The sequence below is a fragment of the Pseudomonas vanderleydeniana genome (genome assembly GCF_014268755.2).
In the GTDB taxonomy this organism is placed as follows: Bacteria; Pseudomonadota; Gammaproteobacteria; order Pseudomonadales; family Pseudomonadaceae; genus Aquipseudomonas; species Aquipseudomonas vanderleydeniana.
On the sequence record NZ_CP077093.1, the window covers coordinates 3,202,142 to 3,223,134 of the forward strand.

Annotated in this window: 19 protein-coding genes and 2 pseudogenes; 7 read left to right on the forward strand and 14 right to left on the reverse strand. The window is 64.0% G+C overall.

Features of this window, described 5'->3' with window-relative positions:
- Nucleotides 1-20: 20 nt before the first annotated feature.
- A pseudogene (locus HU752_RS31755) lies at nt 21-143 on the reverse strand (NAD(P)H-dependent oxidoreductase); the annotation flags it as partial.
- A 96-nt stretch (nt 144-239) separates the two neighbouring features.
- A complete protein-coding gene (locus HU752_RS14480) occupies nt 240-950 on the reverse strand; it encodes a CerR family C-terminal domain-containing protein (RefSeq protein ID WP_186688556.1) in 711 nt (236 codons plus the stop codon).
- 103 nt (nt 951-1,053) lie between these two features.
- Here HU752_RS14480 and HU752_RS14485 point away from each other — a divergent pair, with 103 nt between their 5' ends.
- The 3 genes from HU752_RS14485 to HU752_RS14495 are packed head-to-tail and all read left to right on the forward strand — an operon-like array spanning nt 1,054 to nt 5,175.
- The gene (locus tag HU752_RS14485; RefSeq protein WP_186688559.1) at nt 1,054-2,178 is read left to right on the forward strand and encodes an HlyD family secretion protein; all 1,125 of its coding nucleotides are present in this window, start codon (nt 1,054-1,056) and stop codon (nt 2,176-2,178) included.
- A complete protein-coding gene (locus HU752_RS14490; protein WP_186688562.1) occupies nt 2,171-3,751 on the forward strand; it encodes a DHA2 family efflux MFS transporter permease subunit in 1,581 nt (526 codons plus the stop codon). The genes HU752_RS14485 and HU752_RS14490 overlap by 8 nt, the downstream gene beginning before the upstream one ends.
- Nucleotides 3,748-5,175 carry an efflux transporter outer membrane subunit gene (locus HU752_RS14495; protein WP_186688565.1) on the forward strand — a complete coding sequence of 476 codons (1,428 nt, stop codon included), beginning with the start codon at nt 3,748-3,750 and terminating at the stop codon, nt 5,173-5,175. The genes HU752_RS14490 and HU752_RS14495 overlap by 4 nt, the downstream gene beginning before the upstream one ends.
- A 319-nt stretch (nt 5,176-5,494) precedes the next feature.
- Here HU752_RS14495 and HU752_RS14500 read toward each other — a convergent pair whose 3' ends face one another.
- From HU752_RS14500 to HU752_RS14515, 4 genes are all read right to left on the reverse strand, one after another.
- Nucleotides 5,495-5,950, reverse strand: coding sequence for a VOC family protein (locus HU752_RS14500; RefSeq protein WP_186688593.1), 456 nt, complete (start codon nt 5,948-5,950; stop codon nt 5,495-5,497).
- Between the two features lie 136 nt (nt 5,951-6,086).
- Nucleotides 6,087-6,788, reverse strand: a complete 702-nt coding sequence (arsH, locus tag HU752_RS14505) for an arsenical resistance protein ArsH (protein ID WP_186688580.1) — start codon at nt 6,786-6,788, stop codon at nt 6,087-6,089.
- A 13-nt stretch (nt 6,789-6,801) separates the two neighbouring features.
- Nucleotides 6,802-7,272 carry an arsenate reductase ArsC gene (locus tag HU752_RS14510; RefSeq protein ID WP_186688582.1) on the reverse strand — a complete coding sequence of 157 codons (471 nt, stop codon included), beginning with the start codon at nt 7,270-7,272 and terminating at the stop codon, nt 6,802-6,804.
- 63 nt (nt 7,273-7,335) lie between these two features.
- The gene (locus HU752_RS14515) at nt 7,336-7,728 is read right to left on the reverse strand and encodes a metalloregulator ArsR/SmtB family transcription factor (protein WP_189656800.1); all 393 of its coding nucleotides are present in this window, start codon (nt 7,726-7,728) and stop codon (nt 7,336-7,338) included.
- A gap of 150 nt (nt 7,729-7,878) precedes the next feature.
- On the opposite strand from HU752_RS14515, the gene HU752_RS14520 reads away from it, so the two are divergent.
- A complete protein-coding gene (locus tag HU752_RS14520) occupies nt 7,879-9,318 on the forward strand; it encodes an APC family permease (RefSeq protein WP_186688586.1) in 1,440 nt (479 codons plus the stop codon).
- A gap of 36 nt (nt 9,319-9,354) precedes the next feature.
- Here HU752_RS14520 and feaR read toward each other — a convergent pair whose 3' ends face one another.
- The 8 genes and pseudogenes from feaR to HU752_RS14560 form a co-directional block, all read right to left on the reverse strand.
- On the reverse strand, nt 9,355-10,317 hold the full coding sequence (feaR, locus tag HU752_RS14525) for a transcriptional regulator FeaR (RefSeq protein ID WP_186688588.1): 963 nt from the start codon (nt 10,315-10,317) through the stop codon (nt 9,355-9,357).
- A 948-nt stretch (nt 10,318-11,265) separates the two neighbouring features.
- Nucleotides 11,266-11,445, reverse strand: a pseudogene (locus tag HU752_RS14530) (nuclease); the annotation flags it as partial.
- Nucleotides 11,446-11,526: 81 nt separating this feature from the next.
- Nucleotides 11,527-12,360: a phosphodiesterase gene (locus HU752_RS14535; protein ID WP_186685440.1), complete on the reverse strand. Its 834-nt coding sequence runs from the start codon at nt 12,358-12,360 to the stop codon at nt 11,527-11,529.
- Between the two features lie 26 nt (nt 12,361-12,386).
- The gene (locus HU752_RS14540; protein WP_186685442.1) at nt 12,387-13,421 is read right to left on the reverse strand and encodes an ABC transporter ATP-binding protein; all 1,035 of its coding nucleotides are present in this window, start codon (nt 13,419-13,421) and stop codon (nt 12,387-12,389) included.
- Nucleotides 13,418-14,212 carry an ABC transporter permease gene (locus tag HU752_RS14545; protein WP_186685444.1) on the reverse strand — a complete coding sequence of 265 codons (795 nt, stop codon included), beginning with the start codon at nt 14,210-14,212 and terminating at the stop codon, nt 13,418-13,420. The genes HU752_RS14540 and HU752_RS14545 overlap by 4 nt, the downstream gene beginning before the upstream one ends.
- The gene (locus HU752_RS14550) at nt 14,209-14,982 is read right to left on the reverse strand and encodes an ABC transporter permease (RefSeq protein WP_186685607.1); all 774 of its coding nucleotides are present in this window, start codon (nt 14,980-14,982) and stop codon (nt 14,209-14,211) included. Before HU752_RS14550 ends, HU752_RS14545 begins: the two co-directional genes overlap by 4 nt.
- Before the next feature lie 96 nt (nt 14,983-15,078).
- Nucleotides 15,079-16,083: an ABC transporter substrate-binding protein gene (locus tag HU752_RS14555; protein WP_186685609.1), complete on the reverse strand. Its 1,005-nt coding sequence runs from the start codon at nt 16,081-16,083 to the stop codon at nt 15,079-15,081.
- On the reverse strand, nt 16,067-17,101 hold the full coding sequence (locus tag HU752_RS14560; protein WP_186685462.1) for a LacI family DNA-binding transcriptional regulator: 1,035 nt from the start codon (nt 17,099-17,101) through the stop codon (nt 16,067-16,069). The genes HU752_RS14555 and HU752_RS14560 overlap by 17 nt, the downstream gene beginning before the upstream one ends.
- Nucleotides 17,102-17,712: 611 nt before the next feature.
- Here HU752_RS14560 and mqo point away from each other — a divergent pair.
- The 3 genes from mqo to HU752_RS14575 all read left to right on the forward strand — a co-directional run bounded on the left by mqo (nt 17,713) and on the right by HU752_RS14575 (nt 20,935).
- The gene (gene mqo / locus HU752_RS14565) at nt 17,713-19,362 is read left to right on the forward strand and encodes a malate dehydrogenase (quinone) (RefSeq protein ID WP_186685464.1); all 1,650 of its coding nucleotides are present in this window, start codon (nt 17,713-17,715) and stop codon (nt 19,360-19,362) included.
- A gap of 147 nt (nt 19,363-19,509) precedes the next feature.
- Nucleotides 19,510-19,815, forward strand: coding sequence for an RcnB family protein (locus tag HU752_RS14570; protein ID WP_186685466.1), 306 nt, complete (start codon nt 19,510-19,512; stop codon nt 19,813-19,815).
- Nucleotides 19,816-19,921: 106 nt separating this feature from the next.
- Nucleotides 19,922-20,935, forward strand: coding sequence for an Ldh family oxidoreductase (locus HU752_RS14575; protein WP_186685468.1), 1,014 nt, complete (start codon nt 19,922-19,924; stop codon nt 20,933-20,935).
- Nucleotides 20,936-20,993 lie beyond the last annotated feature (58 nt).

The window sequence follows — 20,993 nt, forward strand, 5'->3', positions numbered from 1 at the left end:
GTGCGGGCTCCGGGCTTGGAGCGGTTTGCTCGCACCTCATGCCCGACGCTCCTGGCTGCCGCCGCATATCGTTCAGCCAGGGCGCCACAGAAGCTCCCGGCAGCGGGGTGGCCCAGAATCACCAGTACTCGTTTGCTCATCATCACCGCATCCTGAATGTGAAACCTCAGGCTACGGTGTGCCCCTAACGGGAGAGTCAACAACCGTCGAAGCGGTTCCGACGTTTCAGAGCCGGGGGCTCAGAGTCGGCCGGTGCCGCGCTCCTGCAGCAGGGCCTGCAGCGTCAGTCGGGTCTGCCCCAGCAGCACCTCGCGGACCTTTTCCATCCGCTCGCGATCGATGCTCTGCCAACCCAGTCCCGCCAGTACCTGCCGCCGCAGCACGCGGAACACCAGGGCCTGGCTGTTGATGGAGATGGTGCGGATGACGGTGCGTTCATCGCCGGCCGGCAAGCCGGTGATTCGACCGATGAGTCCGGTGGTGACGCCACCGATGCGCCGGTGCAGGCGCTCGTCCATCAGCTCCTGGGTGCCGGGAGGGCCGAAGCCGGCTTGCTCGCGGGCCATGAACAGGCGCCAGTCGCGCCCCCGGGGGCTGTCGTGGATGAAGGTGATGAAGCCGCCGAGCAGCGTCAGGTAGGTGTCGATCAGGTGTTGATCGGCGCACTCAGGCTCGTTCAGCACCTGTTCGGCCTGCTCGATGGGGACCGCCAACTGCTCCCAGACGCGGTCGATGATGTATTCCACGCAGGCCTTGTAGACCCCTTCCTTGTTGTCGAAGTAGTACTGCAGCGCCGGGGCGTTGACCCCGGCGTCGGTGGCGATGTCGCGAGTCGATGCACCCTCGAAACCCCGTTCGCCGAACAGCCGCAGGGCGCTCTCGATGATGCGTGCTCGAGTTTCCTCACCGCGCTGATAACCGCCTTCGGCAGTGGTTTTATGTCGGGCCATTGAAATGCATCTATTGGGAAATGTTTTGAAAATATATCACTTGACATAAAAGTGCTCAAAGGCGATTTTTTATCAAGTGGAATAAATTCGGAACCTGGCACGCATGTCCGCCCATCGCCCGCTTGATCAGCAACACCCTACGCAACCTGTGACTTCCACCCCGCAACCCCTGGCCGGGCGCCGCAACCCGAAACGGGTACTGCTGGGGCTCGCTGCGCTGGCGACGGTGGGCGCGCTGATCTGGGGCGTGCAGTGGTATCGCGTCGGTCGTTTCATTGAAACCACCGATGACGCCTACCTGCAGGCCGACAGCATGACCATCGCGCCCAAGGTCGGCGGTTATGTCGCCGAGGTGCTGGTGGCCGACAATCAGCAGGTCGAGGCCGGCCAGCCGCTGGCGCGCCTGGATCGCGGCAACTACCAGGCGGCAGCGGAGCAATCGGCCGCCACGATCAAGGCGCGTGAGGCCGATGTCGCCCGCGCCGAAGCCGAGTTGGCCGAACAGGATGCAACTATCGCTCAGGCGCAGGCCGAGCTGGCCGGGGCCGAGGCCGACTTGCGTCACGCGCGTGGCCAGGTCCAGCGCTATGCGCCATTGGCCCGCTCAGGGGCCGAGACCGAGGAGCGGCTGGCCAGCCTGACCAACGAACAGTCCCGTGCCAACGCCACCCTGATCTCGCGCCAGGCCTCGCTGCGTGCAGCGAAGGTGCGCATCGGTACGCTCAAGGCGCAACTGTTGCAGGCCCAGGCGCAACTGACGGTGGCCCAGGCCAGTGCCCGGCAGAGCGATATCGACCTGGGCGACACGCTGCTCAAGAGTCCGATCAGCGGCCGGGTCGCCGATCGGACGGTACGGGTGGGGCAGTTCGCCCAGCCAGGTACCCGGCTGATGACCATCGTCCCGGTGCAGTCGCTGTACCTGACGGCCAACTTCAAGGAAACCCAGGTTGGCGCCATGCGTCCGGGGCAGGACGTGACCGTGCATGTCGATGCGTTGCCGGGCCAGGCGCTTAATGGCCACATCGACAGCATCTCGCCCGGTACCGGGGCGCAGTTCGCGCTGTTGCCGCCCTCCAATGCCACCGGCAACTTCACCAAGATCGTCCAGCGGGTACCGGTGCGTATCGTTCTCGACATTCCCGAGGCGCTGCGCCCGGTGCTGCTGCCGGGCTTGTCGGTGACCGTCGATGTCGACACCCAGGGTGCTGCGGATGCCAAGCATGGCTGAGACCCTGCATGGGACGGCCAGCGCCGACGCGCGCCCGGCCAATGCCGCCCTGGCCGACTGGATCGCCGTGGTCGCCGGTTCGCTCGGCGCGTTGCTGGCGACCCTGGACATTTCCATCACCAACTCGGCGTTGCCGCAGATCCAGGGCCAGATCGGCGCGACCGGTACCGAGGGCACGTGGATCAGTACCGGCTACCTGATGTCGGAAATCGTCATGATTCCGCTGGCGGCCTGGTTGACCCGGGTGTTCGGCCTGCGCCGGTTCCTGATGGCCATGGCTATCCTGTTCACGCTGTTCTCGATGTACTGCGGTGCCTCCGAAAGTCTCGGCGCGATGATCGCCGGGCGTATCGGTCAGGGTTTCGCGGGCGGGGCGATGATTCCCACCGCGCAGACCATCATCCGCACCCGATTGCCGCAGCATCAGTTGCCCATCGGCATGAGTGCCTTCGGCCTGACCGTGTTGCTCGGACCGCTGCTGGGGCCCGTGGTGGGCGGCTGGTTGACCGAGAACGCCAGCTGGCGCTGGTGCTTCTTCCTCAACCTGCCGGTGAGCATCGCCCTGGTAACGTTGCTGTGGACCGGCCTGAAACCGGACAAGGTCGATCTCGATCGGCTGTTCAAGGCCGACTGGCTGGGCATCGTGGGTCTCACCATCGGCCTCAGTTCCCTGACCGTGGTGCTGGAGGAGGGCCAGCGCGAGCGCTGGTTCGACTCGCCGATGATCCTCTGGCTGAGCCTGCTGACCGTGCTCGGCTTCGTGCTGATCACCCTCGGCCAGATCACTTCGCGGCAGCCGATCATCCGTCTCAGCCTGATGCGCAATGCCAACTACGCCAGCGTGATTCTGATCGTCTCGGTGGTCGGGGCCGGCATCTATGGCGTGTCCTATCTGCTGCCGCAGTTTCTTGGCAATGTCTCGGGCTACAACGCCCAGCAGGCCGGTTCGATCATGCTGCTGTCCGGGATACCGGCGTTCCTGATGATGCCGTTCCTACCCCGGTTGCTCGGCCGTTACCCGGCCCGCTGGCTGGTCAGCGTCGGCCTGGCGCTGTTCTGTATCAGTTGCCTGCTCGACGTGACGATCACGGCCGATAGCGTCGGCCACGATTTCTGGGGATCGCAACTCATGCGTGGCTTTGCCCAGATCCTGGCGATGATGCCGCTCAACCAGGCCTCCATGTCGGCAGTCAGGACCGAGGAGGCCGGCGATGCCGCCGGGCTCTACAACATGGCGCGCAACCTGGGCGGCTCGATCGGCCTGGCGCTGATCGGTGTGCTGATCGACCGGCGTGAGCATTTTCACGATGCCATGCTGCGTGAGTCGGTCAATGCCAACAGCACGCTGGTCCAGGACCAGATGGCGGCCAGCACGGCGGCGTTCATGGCCCGTGGTGGCGACCAGGCCCATGCGCAGATGCAGTCGCTCGGGCAACTGGCCCAGACCATCGCCCGTGAGGCGCTGGTGATGACCTACAGCGAAGCCTTCCTGTTGCTGGGGCTGGCATTACTGGCCTGCATTCCCCTGGCCCTGATCCTCAAGTCCCGCAAACCCCAAGGTGCTGCACAATGATTCGAAAGACTGTCTTGGCCATCGCCGTGCTGGCCGCGACCGCGGGTTGCACCGTGGGGCCTGACTACCAGGGGGCACCGACCGTGGCCGAACAGACCCTGGCCGCCGGTCACTTGCCGCATGCCGCCGGGCTCGACAGCGGTGCGCCGGCGCCTGCCGATTGGTGGCATGACCTGGGCGACGCCCAGCTCGACGACCTGGTGCGCCAGGCCCTGCGCAACAGCCCGAGCCTCGCCGAGGCCGAGGCGCGCTTGCGCCAGTCGCGTGCGGGCCTGGCCAGCGAACAGGCGGCCGGGCGGCCGAAGCTTTCGGCCAACGCGACCATGCTGCGCATGCGCTCACCGGATATCAGCCAGTTCAGTGGTGGTGAAGGTGGCGGTGGCGGACGAGGGCCGTTGAGCCTTTACCTGGCTGACTTCGATGCCAGCTGGGAGGCCGACCTGTTCGGTGGCACCCGTCGGGCGATCGAGGCCGCCGATGCCAGTGCCGGTGCCAGCGCCGCGCAGTTGGCCGATGCCCAGGTGCAGTTGGCGGCTGAAGTGGTGCAGGCGTACGTCGACCTGCGCGATCGCCAGCAGCGGCTGGCCCTGGTCGATGCTTCCAGTGAGCTGGAACAGCAGGTCCTGGAGTTGACCCGCCAGCGTCGCAGTCGTGGTGTCGCCAGCCAGCTGCAACTGGAGCAAGTCATCACCCAGGCCGATACCACCCGTTCCCAGCGCATGCCGTTGCAGGCACAGATCATCGAATCACTGGACCAGTTGGCCACGCTGTGTGGCCTCGAACCGGGCGTTCTGGACAGTCGCCTGCAGTCCGCGCGGCCATTGCCAAGCGTGCCGGCCCAGGTGCCGCTCGCCGATCCGGCGGCCATGCTCAAGGCGCGTCCGGACATCCGTGCTGCCGAGCGCCAGCTGGCCTCGGCCAACGCGCAGATCGGCGAGAAAACCGCCGACTGGTTTCCCAAGCTCAGCCTGTATGGCGATCTGGGGTTCAGTGCCGGTGACCCCGGGCATCTGGCCCGCAAGGACAATGCAACCTGGCTGGTGGTCCCGCGCCTGACCTGGAACGCCCTGGATTTCGGTCGGGTCAAGGCCGGTGTCGAAGGGGCCGAGGCCGGACGCGATGTGGCCCTTGCGCAATATCGCAGCACGGTGCTGGGCGCCTTGCGCGACGCCGATACCGCCTTGGCCCGTTATGGGCAGCAGCGCGAGCATGTGGTGATGCTGCGTGGCATCCAGGCCAGTGCCGAGCGAGCCGCGCAGTTGACCCGGCAACGCTACCGTGCCGGCACGGCGAGCACGCTGGATTGGCTGGATGCCGAACGGACACGGTTCGATGCCCAGCAGAACCGGGTGGCGGGGGATGCGCAACTGCTCAAGGATTTTGCCGCATTGCACAAGTCATTGGGGTTAGGGTGGGGAGTCTGACTGACAGGACGTCGTGTCGCCCGAGTGACACCGGACAGGCAGGTTGGCCGGCCAGCCAACGAACTGTGAGTCAGAAATGGGCGGCCACCAACTGGCCGCCGTGCTGCTGTTCATCAGGCCTCGACCGGGGATCATGCTTACCGCAGTGATCATTGTCGCCGATGTGCTTCACAACACGGTTTATGTGGCGCTGCACCGGCAGTGCTGGAGACATTCTACCTGTCACAGGTCGGGTTCCTGCTGTTCGTGCTGCTTCTGGCACCGATTGCCTGGAAGCCAGTCCGACCTCGCCCAGCCTTCGATGGCCGCCAGCCCGGCCTCAGGCAAACACCTTCTCGATGAAGGCTTCGAGCGTCTTCTCTTCGAGTATCTCTAGGGAGAAGTGCCCGAAGCGCTTGGGCAACCAGAGGATGCGTGTCCCGGAGGGCGACTGCAGGTCCTCACGGGTCAGGGGATTGCCATTCTCGTCTTCGGGCTGGACACCGCAGGCGACCAGTTCGTCGTAGGCCCGTTCGATATCCGGCGTGGTGTAGCAGTGGCGATAGATCATGCCTTCGCCCACGGTGTCCAGCAGTTGCCTCAGATTGCCCTTCAGTGGCTGGACCAGCATGAAGCGCTCCTGCCCGATCAGGGCAACGGCGTAGCGCACATGCAGGCCGCCGCGGTCCCAGACCTGCGTCGTCGAGATCCTGGCCTGGAGGATCCGGGCGTAGTAGTCGCAGGCCGCCTCAAGGTCCTTGACCAGGACGTCCACGTGGCTGAACTTCAGATCCATTGCATGCTCCCGGTAGATGGTGACGGTTTGCCGCCTGTTCCTGGTCATGGCGCGCTCCGCTGGAGCTTGCCATGACCATCGCCACAGTGGCACAGGTAACCGGGATTTGCCTCGGATTTCGATGGGGCTGAGGGCTTCAGATCGCGCGCTGATTGACACGCCTGGAGAGTTGTTCGGCACTCTCCTTGCGCTCCGAGTAGCGATCCACCAGGTGTTCCTGCTGGTCACGCAGCAGCAGGGTGAACTTCACCAACTCCTCCATCACGTCGACCACGCGATCGTAGTAGGCCGAAGGTTTCATGCGTCCCGTATCGTCGAACTCCAGGTAGGCCTTGGGCACCGAAGATTGATTGGGGATGGTGAACATGCGCATCCAGCGGCCAAGCACGCGCAGTTGGTTGATCACGTTGAACGATTGCGAACCGCCACAGACCTGCATGACAGCCAGGGTCTTGCCTTGAGTAGGGCGCACGGCCCCGAGCGCCAGGGGGATCCAGTCGATCTGCGCCTTGAACACCGCAGACAGGGTTCCATGGCGTTCCGGTGAACACCAGACCTGACCTTCGGACCACTGCACCAGGTCGCGTAGCTCCTGCACCTTGGGATGCTCGACGGGCACATCGTCAGGCAGAGGCAGGTCAGAGGGGTTGAACGTGCGGGTCTCGGCGCCGAAGTGTTCCAGCAGGCGCGCGGCTTCTTCCACCAGCAGACGGCTGAAGGAGCGTTCGCGCGTCGAGCCGTAAAGCAGCAGGATACGGGGTTTGTGGCTGCTGGTGCGGCTGGCGGCCGGTGCTGCGTCGAACAGTGAATGGTCAAGGTTGGGCAGTTGTTCCGACATGTGTTACTCCCGCTCAAAGAGCGCCGATACGGTCCAGTTCGTGCTTGAGTTCGTCGCGCCCAAGCGTGTTGAAGGGCAGGGCGAAGAACGCCTTGCAGCGTTCCTCGATCCGGCTGAGCGTGGCGTGGAAGGCGGCATCGACCGAGGCTTCGTCGCCAATGACATCGGAAGGGTCTTCCAGTCCCCAGTGGGACTTCAGCGCTGGGCCGAAATACACCGGGCAGGTTTCTCCCGCCGCCTTGTCACAGACGGTGATGACGATATCCGGCGGGTTGTCCTCGAACGCGTCATTGCCCTTGCTGCTCAGGCCTTCTATGGAGATACCCGCCTGTTGCAGGGTGGTGAGGCTGCGTGGCAGCACCTGCCCCTTGGGGAAACTGCCGGCGCTCACGGCCTCGAACCCCTGGGGTGCCAGGTGATTGAACAGGGCTTCGGAAAGGATGCTGCGGCAACTGTTGGCCGTGCACATGAACAGGACTCGCATGAAAGTTTCCTCGCGGGGGCGGATGTCAGGGACCCTGGCGTGGGGCCAGAGCCGAAAGGCTGGTCAGCAGCAGGCGCTGTTGCGAACCGGACGGTCGTCCATGTCGTGCAGGCGAGCAGCGTTGTCCTGTAGCCACTCGGCGTTGGCCCGCAGGGTGACCTGCAGCATTTCGTGCACCCAGGCAGGCAATTGGGGGTTGAGCCGGTAATACACCCACTGGCCCTGGCGGCGATCCAGCAGCAGGCCACTGCTGCGCAACTGCGCCAGGTGACGGCTGATTTTCGGCTGGCTGTCATTCAGGGCACACATCAGCTCGCAGACGCACAGCTCGCCAAGCTTGGCGATCAGCAGGGTGGCACGGGCACGTGTCTCGTCAGCCAGGTTCTTGAAAAGCTCGGGAGGAGTGATCACGGGAACTGCCTTTGTATATGGATAGTCGAATATACGGATGTCCATATATAAAAGGCAAGCGTGTCGACCCTTTGTCACTACCAGTCAAGCACTGGCACTCATCGCCAAGACGTCTTGGGAGGAGCGCTTTTAAGCTGGCCTCCCGATCGTCTCCGAGTTCGGACACAACAACTTCAATAACGGCGGATGAATGCCATGAGTGCGAATGTTCAAACAACCGGCACGTTGCGCAAGAATGCCCTGGGCATGTGGAGCATCGTGTTTTTCGTGATCGCCACCAATGGACCGCTGACCGGGCTGGTCGGCGTCGTGCCCACCGCGATCCTGATGGGCAATGGCATAGGACTGCCGGGCGTGTTTCTGCTGGCGGGACTGGTGTACCTGTTGTTCGCGGTGGGGTTCGTCGCCATGGGCCGGCATATCCGCAATGCCGGGGCGTTCTACGCCTACGTTTCCAGTGGGTTGGGGCGGCCATGCGGTACCGCCTCGGCGTTCCTGGCCATCACGGCCTACGCCGGGATGCAGATCGCCTGCTATGGCCTGATCGGCTTTTTTACCGCCCAGGCGCTGGAGAGTTTCGGCATCAGCCTTCCCTGGTGGGTGGCGAGCATGGGCTATGCGTTGCTGATCCTGGGTTTTGGTACCCGCAACGTCGAGTTCAACGGGCGTTTCCTGACCTGGTTGATGCTCGCCGAACTGGTGGTCATTGCTGTCTTCGACCTGGCCGTGGTGGCCCATCATGGCGGGCCCGAGGGCTTCAGCCTGGCGCCGTTGCAGCCATCGAACGTGCTGGCCCCGGGACTGGGTGCGGCGCTGGTGTTCGTGGGAGGGGCCTTCATGGGGTTCGAGACCACGGCCATCTATGCCGAAGAGGCACGTGATCCGCACAAGACCCTGCCGCGCGCGACGTTCCTCGCGCTGCTGATCATCATGGGTTTCTATGCCCTGTCGTCGTGGCTGATGATCGTCGCCATCGGGCCATCCAACGCAACGGCCTTCATCGAACAGGACCCGGGGGCGGTATGGTTTCGCCTGGCGAACGACTGGGTCGGGCCGCTGCTCGGTGATTCGATCCATGTGCTGCTGATCACCAGCCTGTTCGCCGTGTTGCTCAGCTTCCACAATTCCTTGTCGCGCTACCTGTTCGCCCTGGGGCGGGAACGGGTACTGCCACGGATGTTCGCGGTCACCCACGCGCAGCATCAAACGCCCTGGTTGGCGAGTACCGTCCAGACCGCACTGGCGTTGTTGATCATTGCCGCCTGTGGAGTACAGGGCGCGGATCCGATCACCCAGGTGCTGCCGTTGGGCAGTGCGCCGGCCACGCTTGGCATCCTGGCCGTGCAGGTGATGGCTTCGGTGTCCGTCATTGCCTTCTTCCGCCGTGATGCGAGGGGCAGCAATCTCTGGCAGCGATGCATTGCCCCGCTGTTGAGTGCGGGGGCGTTGGGCTACGGCATCTACCTGATCGTCCTCAACATGGCGCTGCTGACCGGTGGCGAGTCGGTCTTCAATCAGCTGATCCCGCTGGGCATGCTCGGGATCGCGGCGTCCGGCCTGCTGCTGGCCGGCTACCTGCGCTGGCGGCGGCCTGTCGTCTACCAGAACCTGGGGCGGGTGTTGAGCGAAGTCTGAGGGGCCGCAGCCGGTCCTTGGAGCCGGCTGCGTGTTTCAGTTGCCAGAGGCCGTGCGATAGTCCTTCGGGGACTGACCGTAACGGGCCTTGAAGGCTCGGGAAAAGTGGCTCAGGTCGCTGAAGCCGCAGTCGAAGGCAATGCTCGAGATCTTCTGTTTATCGGTGTGCCGCGACAGCGTCTCGGCGCAGCGCTCCAGGCGCCGCTCCATGATGTAGCGGCCAAGGGTGATGCCCTCATGGGCGAACAGTCGATGCAGCGTGCGCAGCGAACAGCCCATGGCCTGGGCCAGCGACAACGGGCTCAGTTCGGGGTTGGCGAGGCTGTCGTTGATCGCCTGTCGCACCTTGTTCAGCAGTTGGGCCTGGGTGCGTGGGGCACAGGAAGAGGGTTGGCGCATGTCTTCACTGACCAGGGGCCGAATCAGACGCAGCAGTGCGTCCATCATCGCTTCGGTCTCCTCGGAGTTGTCGCTGCTGCTTTCGAACAGTTCGCTGACCAGCGCGCCGGCGATCCGTCCCGGCGCCGAATCGGCACGCAGTGTACGGTTGAGCAGCAGGCGACGCCCTGATGCCAGACGCTGCACTGTGTTGCGCGGCAGGATCAGCGACAACTGGCCAGCCATGCCCTGGAAACGAATGTCGCAGGGGCGGGTGGCATCGAGCAGCACCAGGTCGCCGGGATGCAGCAGGTTCCGTTGTTCGCCGTGCTCGATCAGGGCGCTGCCGCTGGCCTGATGGACGAGGAAGAAACAGTCATTGTCGTCCTGGCGGATGTCGTGGTGGCTGCGGTGGATGTGTGGGCTGTTGCTGATGATTCGTGCGCCGACACGGGTCGAATCGAAGGCGGGGGAGATGATCTGCCCGCAAAATCCGGCAATCTCGCGGCCTGGCGGCGGTTCACATTGAAATGCACCGCAGTGGGCCTGCAAGGCATGTTCCCATTGCCCGAAACCCTCGCGTCCCTGAAAGCGATCATCGTTCTGGGCGAGCCCTTTCATGTTCTACCTCTGCACGCTTGTTCTTGTAATGAGTGCACTGTCGCCGCCTTTGGAGGCGACGGCTATAAAGATAACATGTTAATGGATGTCGTTCACATACCGCCGGTTTCCAGGCTTTGCACGGGGCGGCCCGAGGCTTTTGATCGTTCCCACGCTCTGCGTGGGAATGCCGCCAGTGACGCTCGGCGTCACCTCGAGAGCGGACGCCGAGCGTCCTGCAAGACGTTCCCATGCAGAGCGTGGGAACGATCAGGGGATGGTTGGCGTGCCCTGGTGAAAAAACATCTGCCAGCCCTGCGACGTGCGTTTCCAGATCGATGACCTGAGCGCAAAGTTTTGATCGTTCCCACGCTCTGCGTGGGAATGCCACCAGTGACGCTCGGCGTCACCCCGAGAGCGGACGCCGAGCGTCCTGCAAGACGTTCCCACGCGGAGCGTGGGAACGATCAGGGGGTGGTTGGCGTGCCCTGGTGAAAAAACATCTGCCAGTCCTGCGACGTGCGTTTCCAGATCGATGACCTGAGCGCAAAGTTTTGATCGTTCCCACGCTCTGCGTGGGAATGCCGCCAGTGACGCTCGGCGTCACCCCGAGAGCGGACGCCGAGCGTCCTGCAAGACGTTCCCACGCAGAGCGTGGGAACGATCAGGGGATGGTTGGCGTGCCCTGGTGAAAAAACATCTGCCAGCCCTGCGACGTGCGTTTCCAGATCGATGACCTGAGCGCAAAGTTTTGATCGTTCCCACGCTCTGCGTGGGAATGCCGCCAGTGACGCTCGGCGTCACCTCGAGAGCGGACACCGAACGTCCTGCAAGACGTTCCCACGCAGAGCGTGGGAACGATCAACCGACTCGGCTTCAAGTACAACCAGCGCACTCAGAGCCTCGGCTGCCCTGGGTGACGTTGGCGGGCATCGCGGTCTTGAAGGTGCTGCCGCCGACCAAGGTGATGACCGAGTGCAGGCGCCGGTAGCTTCGCTTGTCCAGCTGCAAGAAGGCGAACAGACGTACCAGCTGTTCACCGATCTGGCCCTTGGCCCGGGGACTCCTGAGCAGGCCGAGTAGCAGGAAGAACGCGACTGTCCAGGCAAACTGCTGGCAGAGTTGCGCGATGAGAGGAGTGAAATCCACTTCGTACCTTCAGTCATCCAGAAAGATTCCGGATAGTACCGAAGGGTAGTATCAAATGGTCACTGTTTGCTGGGTCCAGGCTCAGTCGATCAACCCATGCTCATCGTAGAACGGATACGGCCCCGCATATTCTCCGAACACCCCGTTATGCGTCACCAGCCCACGTTGCGGATGCCAGGCATGCAGCAGGTAGCCGGCGGGCTCCAGGTTGAAGTGTGCCGGCGCCGTTTCCTGCAGGTCGAGAACGATCTGGTGGGACGTGCCCGGGCACACGCAGCAGACACTCCCGCCAAAGCGCCGTTGCATGGGGCGGTGCAGGTGCCCGCAGAGCAGGCGTTCGACCTGCTGATGACGGGCGATCACCGCCTCCAGCCCCGGCGCATTCTGGAATGACTCGCGGTCCATGTGCCCGATGCCGGTGATAAAGGGCGGGTGGTGCAGGATCAACAGGGTCGGTACCTCGGGACGCAAGCCCAGTTGTTCGTCGAGCCAATCGAGTTGCGCGTCGGTGAGACTGCCGCCATGGGCCCCGGGGGTGGTCGAGTCCAGGCCGATCAGGCGCACCGGATGCTCGTCCACCACCCAGTCCAACGGCCCCCCTGCCGAACGTGGCAGGTAGCGATGCGCAGGCAGGCCGGCCAGCATATGTTCGCGTTGGTCATGGTTGCCGGGCACCAGGTAGCAGGGCATTGGCAGGCGTGCCAGCTCGGGAGCGAGCACGGCGTATTCGTCGGCCCGGCCGAAGTCCACCAGGTCGCCACTGATCACCACGATGTCCGGACGCGGGACGCTCGCGTTCAGGTGCTCGATGGCGCGGCGCAAGGCGGCGAGGGTGTCGACCACGCCATAGGTCAGGCGTTGCCCGGCCTTGAGGTGCAGGTCGCTGATCTGGGCGATGAGAAACGAAGAATTCAAGGAAACCTCTCGTACGGGGAAATCATTCACGATTGCAGGGTGAACAACGCCTGGGGCTCGATGGCGAGGGAAATCGGCGCGCCGGTGGAGTGGATCTGTGCGTCGCGGCTGTCGACCAGCAGCGGTTGCGTGGCGCCAATATCGACCAGCAGGCGGCTTTGGGCACCCTGGAAGAACTGCCCCAGCAGGCGCCCGCGCAGATGCCCGGCACCGTGCTCCATGACGCGCAGGTGCTCGGGACGGCAATAGACCGTGGTGGGTTGCTGTGGGCCGCTCCAGGGCAGTTCGCCGCCTTCGACCCGCAGGCCGTCGCGGGGGTAGTCCAGCACGGTGAACGCATTGAGGTTGCCGACGAAGCCGGCGACGAAGGCGTTGGCCGGCCGCTGGTAAATCTCCCTTGGCGTACCCAGTTGCGCGACGCGGCCCTGTTCCATCACCAGGATGCGGTCGCCCAGGGCCATGGCTTCACCCTGGTCGTGGGTGACGAACACCGAGGTGATGCCCAGGCTACGCAGCAGTTGGTCGAGCTCGCTGCGCAGGCGTTCGCGCAACTGGGCGTCCAGCGCCGCCAACGGCTCGTCGAGCAAGAGCACGCGCGGCCTTGGTGCGAGGGCGCGGGCGAGGGCGACGCGTTGGCGCTGACCACCGGACAGCTCATGGATACTGCGTTGGCCGTAGCTTTCCAGGCCCACCAACTCGAGCAGTTCGGCACAGCGGCGCTTGCGCTCGGCGGCGACGACGCCACGGACCTTGAGCCCATAGACCACGTTGTCGGCGACGTTGAGGTTGGGGAACAGCGCATAGTTCTGAAACACCATGCCGACGTCACGCCGCTCGATGGGCAGGGCGGTGACATCCTGCTGACCGAAGTGCACCTGGCCGCGGTCAGGGCGCTCCAGGCCGGCGATCAGGCGCAGGGTGGTGGTCTTGCCACAGCCGGACGGGCCGAGGATCGCCAGGATCTCACCGGGCTCGATCTCCAGGTCCAACTGATACAGGGCAACCGTGCCATCGGAAAAGGTCTTGCGGCAGCCTTGCAGGCGAATCGGGGTGCCGGTCATGGGCGTTCTCCACGGGACAGACGGGCGCTGAGGGCCTGGACCGCAATCAGCAGCGGCACGATCAGCAAGAGAAAGATCAGCGTGTAGGCACTGGCGACCTCCAGCCGTGCCGAGGCGTAGCTGTCGGCCAGGCCGACAGGCAGGGTCTTGGTCATCGGCGTGTGCAGCATCCAGGTCAGGTTGAACTCACCGAGGGACAGGGTGATCACCATCAGCACCCCGGCAAGAATGCCGGCACGACTGTTGGGCACCACGACGCTGAAGAAGCGCTGCCACGGACCGGCGCCGAGGCTGGCGGCAGCCTCTTCGAGCAGTGGCAACTGCTGGCGCTGCATCACCGCCATCACCGGGCGCACCAGGAAGGGCAGGGTGAACAGCACGTGCCCGACCAGGATGAACAGCCAACTGCCGCGAAAGGCGCCGAACTGGCCGTAGGTCAGCAGCAGTGCCAGGGCACTGGCCAGGCCCGGCATTGCCACCGGCAAGACCATCAGTTCCTCGAAGGCACGGCTGAAGCGGTTGTTCATCTTCACCAGGGCATAGGCGGCCGGTACGCCGATCACGCAGACGCACAGGGCGCAGGCCAGGGCCAGTTGCAGGGACAACCAGACGGTACCGGCATAGGCCTGCCAGACCTGGGCCAGCCAGGCGAAGGTCAGGCCGCTGGACGGGCCCTGGAAGTAGTTGCGGGTCAGCCCGGCGAGCAGCGACAACAGCACCGGCACCAGCATGAAGGCGCACACCAGCAGGGTGAACGCCAGTTGGGCGAAGAACAGATTCGAACGTTTCACCGTACGCTCCCCGACTGCTTGACCAGGCGCCGGGCCAGCAGCAATACGATCCAGGTCACGCCACCGAGCACCACTGACAGCGCGGCGGCCACGCTGAAGTTGGCGTAGTTGGTGAACACGTTGTAGATCGCCACCGGGGTGACGTTGAGCCGGGTGCCGAGGGTGAAGGCGGTGCCGAAGGCACCCATCGAGGTGGCGAAGCAGATCGCCCCGCAGGACACCAGCGCCGGTGCCAGGCCCGGCACGATCACATCGCGTACCACCGGCCAGAGACCGGCGCCGAGAGAGCGGGCGGCTTCCTCCAGGCTGCGGTCGAGGCTTTCACAGGCGGCCATCACGGTCAGGATCACCCGGGGGATGGAGAAGTACAGGTAGCCGAGGAACAGGCCGGCCAGCGAATAGGCGAAGATCCAGCGCTCGCCCGCCAGTTGCAGGCCGAGCTGGGCGAACAGGCCCTGGCGACCGGCCAGCAGGATCACCAGGAAACCCACCACCACGCCCGGAAAGGCCAGGGGAAAGGTCAGCAGCGCCACCAGCAGCGAACGGCCGAAGAACTGTTGGCGAGCCAGGAACACGCCGCTGATGCCACCCACCAGCAGTGCGGCCAGGGTGGTCAGCGCGGCCAGCAGGACGGTCTGCAATAGGCTTTCCAGGTACTGTGGGCTGCTCAGCACCTGCCAGTAGCCACTGTCGCCGGCACCGCGGCTGTCAGCACCGAGCAGCACCAGGTGGGCCAGCGGCAACAACCAGAACGCCAGCAGCAGGGCCATGGCCGGCGCCAGCGCCCAGCTCGCCGCCGAGGGCAGGCGTAATCGTGGCCAGGCGCGGGGCGGGTTGGCCAGCAGCTCGTCGAGCACCACCGACACTTACTTCACCTCGCTCAGGTAGCGGGCAGCGAAGGCTTCCTGCACGGCGGCCATGTGCTGGTAGTCAACCACCCCGGCGCGGGCGTAGTCGCTGTCCGGCAGAAAGCGTGCGGCCACTTCCGGCGGCATCTTCATCTGCCGGACCGGGCGCAGGTAGGCGTTGGCCCAGAGAGCCTGGCCCTGGTCCGAGAGCACGAAGTCGAGGACCTTCTCGGCATTGGCGCGATGCGGCGCGTTGCCGACCGGGCTCATCACGTAAGGCACGCTGAGGCTGCCTTCCTTCGGGATCACGAAATCGACGTTGGCCTGGTCCTTGTAGCGGGCGCGGTAGGCGTTGAAGTCGTAGTCGACCAGGATCGGCAGTTCACCCGAGAGTACCCGCGCATAGGCGGTCTGCTTGGGTACGATCGGGGCGTTTTTCGAGAGTTTCCTGAAGTACTCGATGGCCGGGGCGAAATTGTCCAGTGTGCCGCCCATGGCCTGGTTGATCGCCACGGCCGAGACGTAGCCGACGAAGGCACTGGACGGGTCGAGGTAGCCGACCATGCCCTTGTATTCGGGCTTGAGCAGGTCGGCCCAGCTTTGTGGCACGGGCAAGCCACCGAGGGCGTCGACGTTGACCATCAGGCCGAGAGTGCCGGAGTGAATCGCGAACCAATGGCCGGCCGGGTCCTTGAGACCGGCAGGAATCTCGTCCCAGTGGCTGGGCTTGTACTCACCCAGGACCCCGGCTTGCTGTGCCTGCAGGCCGAAGGTCACACCGTAGTAGACCACGTCGGCCACCGGCGCGGCGCGCTCGGCCACCAGTTGCGCCAGGGCCTGGCCGGAATTCTTGTTGTCCAGCGGCACCTGCACGCCGGTGTTGTCGGCAATCGCCTTGAGCTGGCTGCCCCAGTCGGCCCATTCCGGCGGGCAGTTGTAGCAGATCGCGGTCTCGGCGGCGTGGGCGAGGCCGGTGAGGCCGCCGAGCAGCAGGGCCGCCAGGGTCTTACTGAGCCTGGTCATGATGGACTGGGTCATGAACTGTTTCCTCGTAGGGGCGCATGCTTTCGCCGGGGCGGATATGGCAGGGCAGGCACTGGGATGTAGGGCTGGCGCCGTTGATGCGGGCCAGCAGGTGTTCGATCACGGTGTTCGCCAGGGTGGTGATCGGCTGGACCACGCTGCACAGGCTCGGGTGCATCTGGGTGCCGATGGCGATGCCGTCGAAGCCGATCACCGACAACTGCTCGGGAACCCCCCAGCCGTTGCGTCGCAGTTCGGCGATCAGGCTGATCGCCAGCAGGTCGTTGGAGCAGACCAGTGCGCTGGGGCGCTGTGGACTACGCAGCAGCGGCTCAATGGCGGAAAAGTCCGCCCGAATGTGCGCCGGCATCTCGATCACCGGCAAGGGCGTCAGGCCGTGTTCCTGCAGAGCGTCGCAATAGCCGGCGTAGCGCAGGCGCGCACGGTCCGATTGCAGGGCGGGGCCGGCGACCATGCCGATGCGGGTATGGCCGGCCTCCAGCAGGTAGCGGGTGGCCAGGGCCATGCCGGCGCGGTTGTCGACCGAGACGGCGCAGTAATCAGTGTTGTCCGGCTGGTGGTAGGCGAGCACGAACGGGGTGTCTTCGCAGGCCAGGCTTTCGAGCAGGCTGTTGTGCTCGACGTCGGTGACGGTCAGGACCAGGCCGTCGACCCGCTGGCGCAGCAGTTCCTCGACCACCGCGCTTTCTCGCTCGGCGGCGTAGTCGGTGGTCGCCAGCAGCAGGTTGTAGCCCCAGGCACTGGCGGCGCGCTCCATGGCCTGGAACTGCTCGGCGAATACCGGGTTGAGCAGGTTGGGCACCACCACGCCGATCAGGTTGGTCTGTTGCAGGCGCAGTTGGCGCCCCAGGTGATTGGGGCGGAAGCCCAGCTCGCGGGCGGCGGCGAAGACCTGCTCGCGCGTCGCCGGGCGCACCACCTCGGGAGTGGCGAAGGTGCGGGCCGCCGTGGCTCGGGAAACGCCGGCCAGGCGGGCTACTTCTTTCAAATCGGTCATGGTCGCGTCCTTGAGATCGATCTCATTGGATGGCGACAGTACGGACTGGAGATGGCGAACTTATAAAGAAGTGATGACAGTTTGAAGTCGTCTATGGCGGCGTTGTTGCCACTGGCGCATTCGCGGACCTTGCAGGGATGCCAGGCTCAACTACCACGCTTTTTGTCAAATGGATGTCAGTCTTTGGTCGAAAAAAGGTAGGAAAACGACACTTTTTTTGACGTATTTGCGCATGCAGTAGACAATGGCATTTCTGCCACCATTGATGCTGGCCAGTCTCTTCGTGTCCTGCGGAGCCCGACTGCCGTCAAAGCCGCGTATTTGGCGACCTCCCGGTCACCAAGCGGCGGGTTCGTCGAAAGGTGTCGGAGCCCCAGTGAGTGCGATTACGCACCAACAGAATTCGTGTCACTCAAGTCAGCTGAAGCCAACAACGATAAGAAGTCAGCGCAGGAGCGACATAAAAAGTGAGGCCGAACCAGTCATGGCGGCCTTGTGTGCCCATCCTCCAGTTTTTTCGAGTGCGGGAGTCCACGGTGTTTTCCGTGCGTCGCGGCCCTGCATGAGTGAGAGCGGAGGAGCGGATGGCGTTCTATCGTAGGTATGACAATATGTTTAAGAAAGTGAACACGGCGCTATTGGGCCTGGCCTTGTCGATCGGGGCATCGTCCTCGTTCGCGGCCGAATCCAAGAAGGTCGATGTGCTGCTGATCGGCGGCGGGATCATGAGTTCGACCCTGGGTATCTGGCTGAACGAGTTGCAGCCTGACTGGTCGATGGAGATGGTCGAGCGTCTCGACGGCGTGGCCGAAGAAAGCTCCAACGGCTGGAACAACGCCGGTACCGGTCACTCCGCCCTGGCCGAGTCGAACTACACCCCGTACGGCAAGGACGGCAAGATCGACATCACCAAGGCGATCGAGATCAACGAGTCGTTCCAGATCACCCGTCAGTTCCTGTCCTGGCAGGTGCGTCAGGGTGTGCTGAAGAACCCGCACTCGTTCATCAACTCCACGCCGCACATGAGCTTCATGTGGGGTGACGACAACGTCAAGTTCCTGCGCGATCGCTACGCCGCACTGCAGACCAGCCCGCTGTTCAGCGGCATGCAGTACACCGAAGACCAGGAGCAGATCAAGAAGTGGGTTCCGCTGATGATGCAAGGGCGCGATCCCAAGCAGAAGATCGCCGCGACCTGGACTCCGATCGGCACCGACGTGAACTTCGGCGAGATCACCCGCCAGTACGTCGCTCACCTGCAGCAGCAGCCCAACTTCACCTTGAAGCTGTCCAGCGAAGTGCAGGACATCAAGCGTAACGAAGACGGCTCCTGGCACGTTACCTACAAGAACCTGAAGGACGGCAGCGAAACCGCAGCCGACGCCAAGTTCGTGTTCATCGGTGCCGGTGGCGGCGCCCTGCACCTGCTGCAGAAGTCCGGAATCCCGGAAGCCAACGACTACGCCGCCTTCCCGGTCGGTGGTTCGTTCCTGGTGACCGACAACCAGGACATCGCCCTCAAGCACATGGCCAAGGCCTACGGTATCGCCTCGACCGGTGCACCGCCCATGTCGGTTCCGCACCTGGACACCCGCGTGCTGGACGGCAAGCGCGTCATCCTGTTTGGCCCATTCGCGACCTTCTCCACCAAGTTCCTGAAGAACGGTTCGTACTTCGACCTGCTGACCAGCACCACCACCCACAACGTCTGGCCGATGACCCGCGTGGGTATCGATCAGTTCGACCTGGTCCAGTACCTGGGCGGCCAACTGATGATGTCGGATGACGACCGCTTCAACGCCCTCAAAGAGTACTTCCCAGAGGCGAAGAAAGAAGACTGGCGCCTGTGGCAGGCCGGTCAGCGCGTGCAGATCATCAAGCGTGACGAAGAGAAGGGCGGTGTCCTGAAACTCGGCACCGAAGTGGTGGCCGCCAAGGACAACAGCATCGCCGGCCTGCTGGGTGCATCGCCTGGTGCCTCGACCGCAGCGCCGATCATGCTGAACGTGCTGGAAAAGGTGTTCAAGGACAAGGTGGCGACCCCTGCCTGGCAGGAAAAGCTGCACCAGATCATTCCTAGCTACGGCACCAAGCTCAACGGCAGCCCTGAAGCCGTGCAGAAAGAGTGGAACTACACCGCCGAAATCCTGCAACTGACCACCCCTCCGGTGATCGGCCAGACCGCGGCGGCGCCGGCTGCAGCCCCTGCTGCGACCGACAAGCCGAAGGCTGAGGATCCGAAGTCCGACATGGCGCTGTAAGCGACCCGATCGACTTTGAGTCTCACAGGAACGCCACTCATTCGAGTGGCGTTCTTGCATCCGCTTTTCGTCGATGCCATGGAATCGAATGATTTTCCCGAGCCGCGGTCAGACCCTTTGCATCCGTCTTGAACCAAGGAGTCGTCCATGACCGTGAAATCCCTGATTGCCGGATTGTCCCTGTTGGCCTGTTCGGCCACCGTCACACTGCCGCTGCAGGCGGCACAGTCCACCGAGGAAAAGGTTCCATCCACGTTCAGCAGCGGCGAGTTGGTGGTGGGCGACCGCGCTCCAGCGGTCTACCAGCGTGAGTCGGAGGCGCTGCACGATTGGAAGAAGCGTGGCCTGCATGCGCCGGAGGAAGACAGCCAGTGGGTGAAGATCAAGAACCAGTACGTGCTGGTGGCCATCACCAACGGCAAGATCATTGAACTCAAACCCGTGAAACATTGAGTCAGGCGCGGCGGTTGTGCCGAATTCGTCACGGTCGCCGGGCAAACCGATCAAGCTTGGGGCGGGCCGATAGGCAACGCTGGAGCTCTTTCTCCAGGAGCGCCCCATGACTCGACTGACGCTGGACCAAGCCCATGACCTGGCCAAATCCATCCTGCTGCACAACGGTTTCAGCCCCGCCCATGCCAATGCCGTCGCCGATACGGTGACCGCTGGCGAACGCGACGGTTGTGCTTCCCATGGCTTGTACCGGGTACTTGGCTGTGTCGCCTCACGCAAGGCGGGCAAGGTCGAGGCCGATGCGGCGCCCGAAGTGATCGACCAGGCCCCGTCGATCGTGCGGGTCGACGCCGCTGGCGGGTTTTCCCAACTGGCTTTCCAGGCCGGTCTGCCGTTGCTGGTGGACAAGGCCCGAGCCAACGGGATAGCGGCACTGGCGATCAATCGCTGTGTGCACTTTTCCGCGTTGTGGGTCGAGATCGAGCAGTTGACCGAGGCCGGGTTGGTGGCGCTGGCCTTCACGCCGAGCCATGCCTGGGTAGCGCCCGCCGGTGGCAACCGGCCAGTGTTCGGCACCAACCCCATCGCCTTTGGCTGGCCGCGTCCGGGGCGTGAACCGTTTGTCTTCGACTTTGCCACCAGTGCCATCGCCCGCGGCGAGATCGAACTGCATCGGCGGGCCGGCAAGGCCATCCCGGAAGGTTGGGGCGTGGATGCCCAGGGGCAACCGAGTACCGACCCGAATGTGGTGCTGGACCTTGGAGCGATGCTGACGTTCGGCGGGCACAAGGGTTCGGCACTGGCAGCGATGGTCGAGTTGATCGCCGGGCCGCTGATTGGCGACCTGACCAGTGCCGAGTCGCTGGCGCACGACGCGGGCAGCAAGTCATCGCCTTACCATGGGGAACTGATCATTGCCCTCGATCCACAACGGTTTCTCGGGGGCGCTACCGAGCAGCACCTGGCACGGGCCGAGCAGGTGTTCGAGAGCATCCAGGGGCAGGGCGCGCGGCTGCCTTCGCAGCGTCGGTATGAGGCACGGGTGCGCAGCCGGGAAGAGGGCGTGGAGATTCCTGAGGCGCTGTACCACGACCTCAAGGCATTGCTTGAGTGGGAGTAAACATTGTGGCGAGCGGGCTTGCCCGCGTTGGGCTGCAAGGCAGCCCTGACCTCAGCCA

What these genes read in the sequence shown, in the direction of transcription:
- HU752_RS14480 (WP_186688556.1), bottom strand. Translation starts at nt 950, where the DNA reads ATGGCCCGACATAAAACCACTGCCGAAGGCGGTTATCAGCGCGGTGAG.
- HU752_RS14485 (WP_186688559.1), top strand. Translation starts at nt 1,054, where the DNA reads ATGTCCGCCCATCGCCCGCTTGATCAGCAACACCCTACGCAACCTGTG.
- HU752_RS14490 (WP_186688562.1), top strand. Translation starts at nt 2,171, where the DNA reads ATGGCTGAGACCCTGCATGGGACGGCCAGCGCCGACGCGCGCCCGGCC.
- HU752_RS14495 (WP_186688565.1), top strand. Translation starts at nt 3,748, where the DNA reads ATGATTCGAAAGACTGTCTTGGCCATCGCCGTGCTGGCCGCGACCGCG.
- HU752_RS14500 (WP_186688593.1), bottom strand. Translation starts at nt 5,950, where the DNA reads ATGGATCTGAAGTTCAGCCACGTGGACGTCCTGGTCAAGGACCTTGAG.
- arsH (WP_186688580.1), bottom strand. Translation starts at nt 6,788, where the DNA reads ATGTCGGAACAACTGCCCAACCTTGACCATTCACTGTTCGACGCAGCA.
- HU752_RS14510 (WP_186688582.1), bottom strand. Translation starts at nt 7,272, where the DNA reads ATGCGAGTCCTGTTCATGTGCACGGCCAACAGTTGCCGCAGCATCCTT.
- HU752_RS14515 (WP_189656800.1), bottom strand. Translation starts at nt 7,728, where the DNA reads ATGGACATCCGTATATTCGACTATCCATATACAAAGGCAGTTCCCGTG.
- HU752_RS14520 (WP_186688586.1), top strand. Translation starts at nt 7,879, where the DNA reads ATGAGTGCGAATGTTCAAACAACCGGCACGTTGCGCAAGAATGCCCTG.
- feaR (WP_186688588.1), bottom strand. Translation starts at nt 10,317, where the DNA reads ATGAAAGGGCTCGCCCAGAACGATGATCGCTTTCAGGGACGCGAGGGT.
- HU752_RS14540 (WP_186685442.1), bottom strand. Translation starts at nt 13,421, where the DNA reads ATGACCGGCACCCCGATTCGCCTGCAAGGCTGCCGCAAGACCTTTTCC.
- HU752_RS14550 (WP_186685607.1), bottom strand. Translation starts at nt 14,982, where the DNA reads ATGGCCCTGCTGCTGGCGTTCTGGTTGTTGCCGCTGGCCCACCTGGTG.
- HU752_RS14555 (WP_186685609.1), bottom strand. Translation starts at nt 16,083, where the DNA reads ATGACCAGGCTCAGTAAGACCCTGGCGGCCCTGCTGCTCGGCGGCCTC.
- HU752_RS14560 (WP_186685462.1), bottom strand. Translation starts at nt 17,101, where the DNA reads ATGACCGATTTGAAAGAAGTAGCCCGCCTGGCCGGCGTTTCCCGAGCC.
- mqo (WP_186685464.1), top strand. Translation starts at nt 17,713, where the DNA reads ATGTTTAAGAAAGTGAACACGGCGCTATTGGGCCTGGCCTTGTCGATC.
- HU752_RS14570 (WP_186685466.1), top strand. Translation starts at nt 19,510, where the DNA reads ATGACCGTGAAATCCCTGATTGCCGGATTGTCCCTGTTGGCCTGTTCG.
- HU752_RS14575 (WP_186685468.1), top strand. Translation starts at nt 19,922, where the DNA reads ATGACTCGACTGACGCTGGACCAAGCCCATGACCTGGCCAAATCCATC.